Source organism: Rudaea sp., from assembly GCF_036383415.1.
Lineage (GTDB): Bacteria > Pseudomonadota > Gammaproteobacteria > Xanthomonadales > Rhodanobacteraceae > Rudaea.
The window spans coordinates 1-8,316 of the sequence record NZ_DASVOK010000387.1 but is presented as its reverse complement, the minus strand read 5'-3'; the positions used below and the strand labels follow the sequence as shown (position 1 = coordinate 8,316).

Sequence of the window (8,316 nt, the reverse complement as noted above, 5' to 3'; positions counted from 1 at the left end):
CCTCTTTCTTGCCGCAAGCGGCCAGCGCCACGGCGCCGGCCAGAACGATCGTCAACGGACTGCGTTTGCTGAGCTTGTTCATGTCTACCCTCTGTCCTGTGGATTCAAGTTTGCTGCGCATGCGCTGCGATCAAGCCGTTGCCTTGCCGGAGGCAGGCGCGGCGGGAATCGTGAGCACCTGTCCTGGATGGATCAGGTCGGGATTCTTGATCTTGTCGGTATTGGCGTCGAAGATCTTCTTCCACTGATTGGCGTCGCCGTAGAAATGCTTCGCGATCTTCGACAGGCTGTCGCCGCTGACGACCGTATAGGTCTGGCTCGAAGCAGCCGAGTCTGCCGTCGATGCCGTGGCCGGCGTCGGCGTCATGTTGACCTTCACTTCACTGTTGACGTCGGAAAAATCCGCTTTCGGATCGTTGCTCATGATCGATATCTCCTCCTGCCCTGGTTGGAAAGTGCGATGAGGGTCTCAAGACCCGACGCACCCGCACCATACACGTTTTTTTCTGCACTCGCATGCGTTTCGCCGCACGAAAATTCAGTTCGTATCTAGCTAACAAATCACTAACAAATCGCTCATCGCAGCGATCAATACATTCAGAAATCTTGTTCGTAGCGCAGATAGAACGTGCGCCCCGCTATGTCATACAACGCGCCGTTATAACCGTTTCCCAGAGGGTCGAGCGGCGGGTTGCGGTCGGTGAGGTTGCGAATGCCGAGGATGGCCGCGCCACGCCAGGGTAAATCGCGGCGTACTTGCAGATCCACGGTTGCATAGTGCGCAATGCGAGTCTGGCAATCGTTCACCGGATCGGGATCGCCAGCGTTGCAATTGACCTGGCCCGCGATGTAGTTGCCGACAAGGTTCGCCTGCCAGCGTCGGCTTTTCCATCCGAGCATCGCCGCGATTCGATAGCGCGGCTGGTTGACGAAGCCGGCCTGATTTCCTGCCGATGGCACATCCTGAAAGATGATCTCATAGTTGAGGATTCGCGCGACCACCACGTTCAAATCCAACTCGCCGAGATCAAACTTGCGTTTGGCGGTGATGCTCAGATTGGCGCCGGTGGTGCGGATGACATTCGCATTGATCGTCGTGATTTCGATAAGCTGCACCAGACCGGCATCGTCACGAACGACACGCCCTTCATGGTAGAGACTGCAACCGAGTCCGGATTCCACGCAGCGCGCGTCGTTGTCCATCACCGCCTGTGCACTGAGTGGAAGGATTCCGTGCCTGAGGCTCACGCTGTAGTAGTCGATCCCGGCGCTGAAATCCGTGCTGGGGCTGTACACCAATCCGATATTTCTTTGGCGTGCAGTTTCCGGCCGCAGATATGGGTTGGCCACGCTGAGCACGGTATACGGACCGTAGAAACATGCGCCTCGCTGATCGCAGCGCAGCGTATCGGCGATGCCCGAAGCGGTGAATTCGGCCCTGCTCTGGTTCAATGACTCGAGATCCGCTGCGTGAAAGCCTTCACCGATGCTCGCACGCAGCAGCCAATCGGCGTTGATTCGCCATAATGCGGCGAGCTTCGGACTGGAGCCGCCACCCTGGTCGCTATAGCGGTCGTAGCGGTATGCGGCCTTGGCCTCGAGTGCACCGCCAGCATTGAAGTCGAGCTCGCCGAACAGCGAATTGACGTCACGCCGGGCGGAAGAATTGTCCGCCGATACCCCGAGAACATCGCCCTGCGTGGACGGCAGATCGTTGTTGACAGCGTAGCGTTCATGGTCGGCTTCAATCCCGACCAGACCGCGCAGAGGCAGCGAACACATCGCGCGGGAGCCATAGATCGCCGAGGCGCCTTCGTGCAGGATCTCGATGTGATCGACCGCGGCAAGCGGGATGAGGCTGATGTTCTGCACGTCGCCGCCTGCGAGACGCGGCTCGGATACCAATGGAACACCATTGACGAGTATCAAAGTATACTGCGCACCGATGCCGCGCAGGTTCAACGTGGGCGAATCAAACCCGGCACGGAGATTGCTGCTGCCGAAGCTGTTCTCCGGCAACTGCTGCAGGAGATCGGCGATGGAAACGCGCCCGCCCGCTTCGATCTCCGCACGCGAAATGATCGTCAGTGGTTGCAGACCCTCCGTGTCGACTCGTTTCAGGCGCGTACCGGTGACCTCAACGACGGCGAGCTGCTGGATTTCCTCTTCCTGCCCATCGGGCGTCGACATTCCAGTTGCTCCCTCGTCCGCATTTGCGCGCACGGCAACGCAGCCCAGAAGAAGAAACGCCATGACGCGCTGCCGGAGCATGACGGTCACTCCTCCAGCGTCGCTGCGAACACCGAAAAGGCGGCGCGAAAATAGTTGCTCGCTTCGAAATCGATCGATGCCAGCATGCGTTGCGGCTGCGGGTTCGCAATGCGCGCTTGGTAGATATACGTGGCCTCGTCGCCCACGTAGATATCCGAGGGGCCGCCAGGCATCCACCACGCCAATGGTGCCGATATATATTTTGGATCCGCGTAGTATCCCTGCAGGTGGCGCCCCGCGAGCAGCGGGACGCGCTCGCTCCCTCCGTCGGCATAATGCAGGCGCACATAGCCGTAAGGCCAATCGCGATCGACCCAGCCAGTGGCCGTCAACAGCAATCGAATCGCCGCTGGATGCGGCAGCGTTGCCGGGATGCCGCGCACAGCATCGGGACTCGATGCGGAGCATGCCCAGTTGCGCCTGCACAGCGCTATTTGCCCGCGCACGTCGTAATCCACGCCGCCCATGCGCACGACCCCCTGCGGCAGCAACGCAAAAGCGGAGGCATCGGGATCCCAGGAGTCCGCCGGCTTCAGCCCACCCAGGCTCGTCGTATAAAACCCGGACAGATCGAGCAGCCGCGGATCGGCGTCGCGCGAGCGGGACAAGCTTTGCTCACGCTTGGCTATGCCGGCGGCAGCCCCCCGAACAGGCGCATGGCCAGGCAGTTCGGCTTTGCCCTCCTGAGCCGCAGAGCCGCCGGGGCGCATCGCACCTCCGAAGTTGGGAACGTTGTTGATGCTCAGCGACGGAAGTTGATCGCGCACTTCGTCGAGGCGTCGTCCCGCCGAGGGCACACGCCAATGCAGCCACCGCCCCTTCGCGGTACGGGCGAGAAAAGCTCCCGACGCCGCCGGTGCCCAGGCAATCTGTGTCACGAAATCGGTCGGATCGAGCGGCACCGCCAGCTCTGGCGCGATCGGATGTCCATCGTGACCATCGACCACGAGCACTCCGTTCAAGGTGCCAATGGCGACCAATGCCTGATCGGCGCGTGCAACCACCGGACCCAAGGTCCACTCCGCAGGATTGGTCGCCGGCATCGTGAACAGGGCTTTCATGGCGTGGTCACGCGCATCGTCGTGCGAGTACACGCGCGTCGCGTCGGCACTGATCTGGCCGGTGCGCAGCAAGCGCTCGCACGGTTGCAGCACTCCCGTCGCCAAATCGAGCTTGCACAGCTCGCGCTCGCCGTTGTCGTGCGCGAACGAGACGAACAGCTGGCCTGCGCCTTGCGCACTCGCAATGTCGACCACTCGAGCTGCTCCGTTTGTCGGCGTGGCACGAGCAACCGGTGCGAACCGCGGCTTCAGCGTAGCCAGCTCATAGGCGGACAGATTGTTGAACGACCATGCCACGAGGTTCTCGCCGGTGGCATCGAAACGCAGGCCGAACAACGGTCCCTCGGTGACGGCTTTTGCGACGATCTTGCCCTGGTGCAGATCGATCATCGCGATCGCCTCGGCGATCTTGCCTTCGCCCACATCGCTCCAACTCACAGCGGCATAGTTTCCCGCGGCGGTCAGCGCGATCCTGAGCGGCGTATTCGCCAGCGGCATAGTCGACATGCGCCGCACGCCTGTCGACCAGTCCCAGAGATCGAGAGTGCGGCCATTTATCGTCAGCACGCTTGCACCATCCGCAGTCAACGCAGCGTAACTGACGGGTTCGTCCAGTTCGATGACTGGTCCGGACGGCTCGCCGGTCACGGCATTGACGACGCGCACCTCTCTGGCGTCGACAGAGACAGCGTGCGTGCCATCGAAATACAGTGCATCGATTTGCTGTGGCGGCGCGCGGGCATGCAACAAGGCAGAATCGGGGATGCGCCAAACACGCATTTGACCATCGGCACTGAGGCTGGCCAAGGTCCGCGTTTCAGCCGCATAAGCGAGCGCCCCGCGCGCCAGCGCGCTCGCATGCGCGGGCTGGCTCGGCAATTCCCGCGGGCGGACTCTTGCGTCGGGCTCGTCAGGCAGGCGCCAGATGTGAAGCGCATTGCTGCCGGAACTGACCGTGAACAACAGCCGCGACGACCGCTCCGCGAGCACGCCGAGCACTCTGTCCTGGCTGGTTTGCACGGGCGACGCGGCGAGCGTGCGCGAAGCTACGTCCCAGACGCGCGCGCTGCCATCGGAAGCGCCTGCGGCGAGCCAGCCGCCATCGGTGGAGTAGCGCAGCACCCAGACTCGGCCGATCGAGCTGTCCGGCAACGGGATCAGATTCAGCGTCTGCGTATCGAGCAACCATGTTGCGCCGTTCTCCTGTGCCAGCGCGAGCCAGCGCGGATCGGGACTGGCCCTCCAGGCGCTCAGCGGCGGGTCGAAACGCCGCCGGTATAGTTCCTTGCCCGTCCGCGGATCGATGAGGCGCAACAACGCGAAATCGTTTTCGGCCGTCGCCAAGTATCTCGCCTCGGCGCCGAGCTGCAGCCCGAAATAGCCAGACAGACCACCAACCAGCGTCCTGAAGGAAGGACCAAGCACCTGCCAGTCGGATGCGAGGCGGAGCCGTGAATGCATCGTCGCATCGTGCACGACGACGAATTGGCCATCGGCATCGTAGGTGCGATCGTTCACGTCAGCTGTAGGATCCGCAGCCGGCACCCCCTGCTCCCCGTCCGCGACATTGAACAACATCATGTAGCGTGCGTTCGGCCGTATCGTGACCGACGGCCAGCTGGGAGCGGCGATGATGCGGGTGCCGTCGCGTGAAAATTCCAGTTCGCGGAGCGCCGCGCCAGTGGCGCGTGACCACAAGACAGCATGGCTGGCGAGATCGACCAGTTGAATCCGGTTGCTTTGGCCGTCTTCCGCCATGCCAGACACGGCGACGCGCATGCCGTCCGGACTCACGGCGATGCAGTCTCCACCGAGCGGAAATTGTACCGAGTCGAGCAACTGCGGAGCGTTGGCCATGATCGCGCCAATGCGGTTGCGGTCGGCATCTGCGCGCTGTGTCGCCTGAGCCGTGTCTTCCTCGGCAAGGTTCTTGACGACCTGTGGCAGCGCCAGGAAAGACCGGCTTTGCTGAAACAGCGACTCGGCCGCTTCGCGGCGCTGATCCCACAACGCGATCTGGCGTTGCGAAAAATTGGCTTCTGCGCGCCGCCATTCCCACGTGGTCGCAAACAAGCCGGCAAACACGGCGGCGAACGCGAGTAGCGCGCTGGTTGCGAGCTTTGGCTCGCGCCGCGCCCAACGCGCCGCGCGCTGCGCAATGCCGAGTGGCCGCGCCTGGACCGGCTGGTGATCGAGGAATCGGCCGAGGTCTTCGGCCATTGCGCGCGCGCTCGCATAGCGAGAGGTGGCTTCGCGTGCCATGCATTTGCAGATGATCGCTTCCAGGTCCCACGGCAGGGTCGGCACGCGCTGGCGGGGACTGCGTAATTGTGCTTCGACAACGAGCTTCAAGGTCTCCTGCGGGGTGCGCGCGAGAAATGGCGGCTCGCCCGAGACGAGTTCGTACAGAATCGCGCCGAGCCCCCATATATCGGTCGCCGGGGTGATTTTCTGCGCGCCGGTCGTGGCCTGCTCCGGTGCCATGTAACTCGGCGTGCCGGAAATCCCGGTGTTGTCCGCGGCAAGACCGTGCTCGAGGCGGCGCGCGAGTCCGAAATCCGCAACATGCGGCGAGCCGTTGTCGTCGAGCAGCACATTGGCGGGCTTGAGATCCAGGTGCAGCACGCCCAGGCGATGCGCGTAATCCACCGCTTCGGCAATCGTGCGCAGCAGCTGCGCGGCATGTCTTGGTTCCAGCCTGCCTTCGCGCCTGATCAGGGTCGACAACGAGCCGCCGCGGATCAGCCGCATCGAGAAGAAGTGCACTTCCTCGGCCTGATCCACCTCGTAGATCGGCACGATGTTGGGATGCTGCATGCGTGCCGCGTTCTGCGCCTCCTGCCGGAAACGCTCGATATATTCCTTCGACGCCCACGGGCCGGCGGCGAGCAGCTTCACCGCAACTTCGCGATCCAGTCCGTGCTGGCGAGCGCGATACACGACGCCCATGCCGCCTTCGCCGATCAGTTCGAGCAGCTCATAGTTGCCGAATTGCCGTTGCTCGGGGTCATCCATATCCAATTCGAGCGAACTGACGGCCAGTAGCAGCGGATGCTGTCCCGTGCGGACGTCCCCTGCATGCGACTGCGCATATTTGCCGAATGCAAGATCGGCCAGCGCGGCAAAGCGCGTGCTCCCGCCGAGCGGCGAATCGGCCGGTTTGGCATTCGGAGGCGCAGCAACGCGAGGCGCGCTCATGACGGCGATTGCCCTTCGTGCAAGATCGCGCGCAGTGCGGCCTGTTCGGCCGCGAAGTCCTCCGCGGTCGTCACCGTATCGGCAAGCTCGTTTTCCGCCAGTTCGCGAAAACGTTGACGCAGGCCCTTGAGCGCAACCATCAACGCGAGCGGACGCATGCCGAGTCGCGCAGCCAGGACATCGCGCTCGTTCGCGACGGGATCGCGCGCAAGAAACGGTTCCAATGCTTGATGGATTTTCAGGTGTCCGGCCTGATGCGCCTCCGCGCGCAGGCGCTCCGACGCCCGCGCGATGACTTCGATGGCGAAGCTGTGCCGGTATGCGTGCTCCGCCGATGCAGCGTCGGGATTATCGAATCGATAGCGCGCTTCCAGATCGGGCGGAGCCGCGAGCTCTGCCCGACTACCGCCGTCGGGCGAAGCATGCGTTTCCTCCTCGAGGAATTCATTGAGTGCGCCGAGAAGATAGTGACGGAAGTGGCTTTGAGAGGAATGCGCCCGGCCAGTGCGGAACTGCCGTGGGAGACAGGCGAAGAAGCCGTACGCCATGTCTTGTGCCTCGGCCGGAGCGTGCCCGCTGTACCGCAGGTAAGCGTAGACCGGATACCAATAGCGTTGCGCAAGCTCGGCCAGCGCAATCCCCGCGTCGGGGGGATGCGTCGAGGCGAAATTCATCACCATCGACCAACGCGTCGTGGCAAAGTAGCTGTGAGAATGGCTCGACATGCTCATCCGGGACGGCTGCCTGCTTTCTCAAGAACCCCAACACCTTCCGCGTTCGCGAACCCTAGGTACGCGTCTGCATCCCGACTACGGCAGACGCGCCCTTACAGCTTGCAACGTCGGTGCCTACAAGTTAAGCACACTGGACCAAATTCCGAAAATCCCGCCCCAAAATCAGCCGCGCCGACGCAGAGCCTGCGCGCGCCAATGACGCAGCAACACGAATCCCGCCGCCGCGCCGCCGAGATGGGCGAAGTGCGCGACGCCTTCCTGCGTGCCGGTGATGCCGAGCACGAGTTCAAGCGCCATGTAGCCGATCACCGCCACGGGCGCAGGAATCGGCACCGGAAAGAAAATCATGATGATGCGTGCGCTCGGGTAGATCATCGCGTAGGCCAGCATGATGCCGAACACGCCCCCGGATGCACCGAGCGTCGGGTAGAAATCGCTCGGCTTGAAATAGTGGATCGTCGCCAGTTGCGCGAGCGCCGCGCCGAACACGCAGACGAAGTAGAAAAAAGTATACCTTTTGCCACCGAGTGCCTGCTCGACCGGCGCACCGAACATCCACAGCGCGAGCATGTTGAACGCGATGTGGGGAAAACCGCCGTGCAGGAAGCCGTAGCTGACCAGCTGCCATGGCTCGAACGCGACACGCAGCACGCCGCCATTGCCGAGATCGAACAGGCGGGAGCCATCGACCGGCCACAACGCGAAATGCGCGATCAGCCAATCGCCGGCGACCTGCTGCAGCAGGAAGACGATGACGTTCGCGATCAGCAGCGCGCGGGTGACAGGAGGCAGGTTTTGCATCGAGGGCTATTGTTCCTTGTGTAATGTTCAGAAGCGCCAGATTTCCGCATCCAGATTGCGCTGCCAGCCGAACAATGCAAGGTCGACGCGGCCGGCCTTGACCGCGACGCCCTCGTCGATCAGGCGTGCGCGCTGTTCGCGGAACGCACGGCTGCCGGGCTTGAACGCGAAACGGCCGTCGACGCGCAGCACGCGATGCCATGGCAGTTTCGCGTCAGCGCCGGCGTCGCCGAGCACGCGCCCGACCAGGC

At 62.9% G+C, this 8,316-nt stretch carries 6 protein-coding genes; all 6 read right to left on the bottom strand.

Annotated features, from left to right (window positions below; translation table 11 throughout):
- Positions 1–130: 130 nt before the first annotated feature.
- Positions 131–424, bottom strand: coding sequence for a LysM peptidoglycan-binding domain-containing protein (locus VF497_RS14280; RefSeq protein WP_330889861.1), 294 nt, complete (start codon positions 422–424; stop codon positions 131–133).
- Positions 425–597: 173 nt separating this feature from the next.
- A complete protein-coding gene (locus tag VF497_RS14275; protein WP_330889858.1) occupies positions 598–2,271 on the bottom strand; it encodes a TonB-dependent receptor in 1,674 nt (557 codons plus the stop codon).
- Between the two features lie 5 nt (positions 2,272–2,276).
- Positions 2,277–6,347 carry a WD40 repeat domain-containing serine/threonine protein kinase gene (locus VF497_RS14270; protein WP_330889863.1) on the bottom strand — a complete coding sequence of 1,357 codons (4,071 nt, stop codon included), beginning with the start codon at positions 6,345–6,347 and terminating at the stop codon, positions 2,277–2,279.
- 179 nt (positions 6,348–6,526) lie between these two features.
- On the bottom strand, positions 6,527–7,261 hold the full coding sequence (locus tag VF497_RS14265; protein ID WP_330889857.1) for a hypothetical protein: 735 nt from the start codon (positions 7,259–7,261) through the stop codon (positions 6,527–6,529).
- A gap of 165 nt (positions 7,262–7,426) precedes the next feature.
- Positions 7,427–8,065, bottom strand: a complete 639-nt coding sequence (locus VF497_RS14260) for a rhomboid family intramembrane serine protease (protein ID WP_330889855.1) — start codon at positions 8,063–8,065, stop codon at positions 7,427–7,429.
- A 27-nt stretch (positions 8,066–8,092) separates the two neighbouring features.
- The coding region (locus tag VF497_RS14255) for an MGMT family protein (protein ID WP_414706909.1) at positions 8,093–8,316 on the bottom strand (224 nt) is incomplete at its 5' end.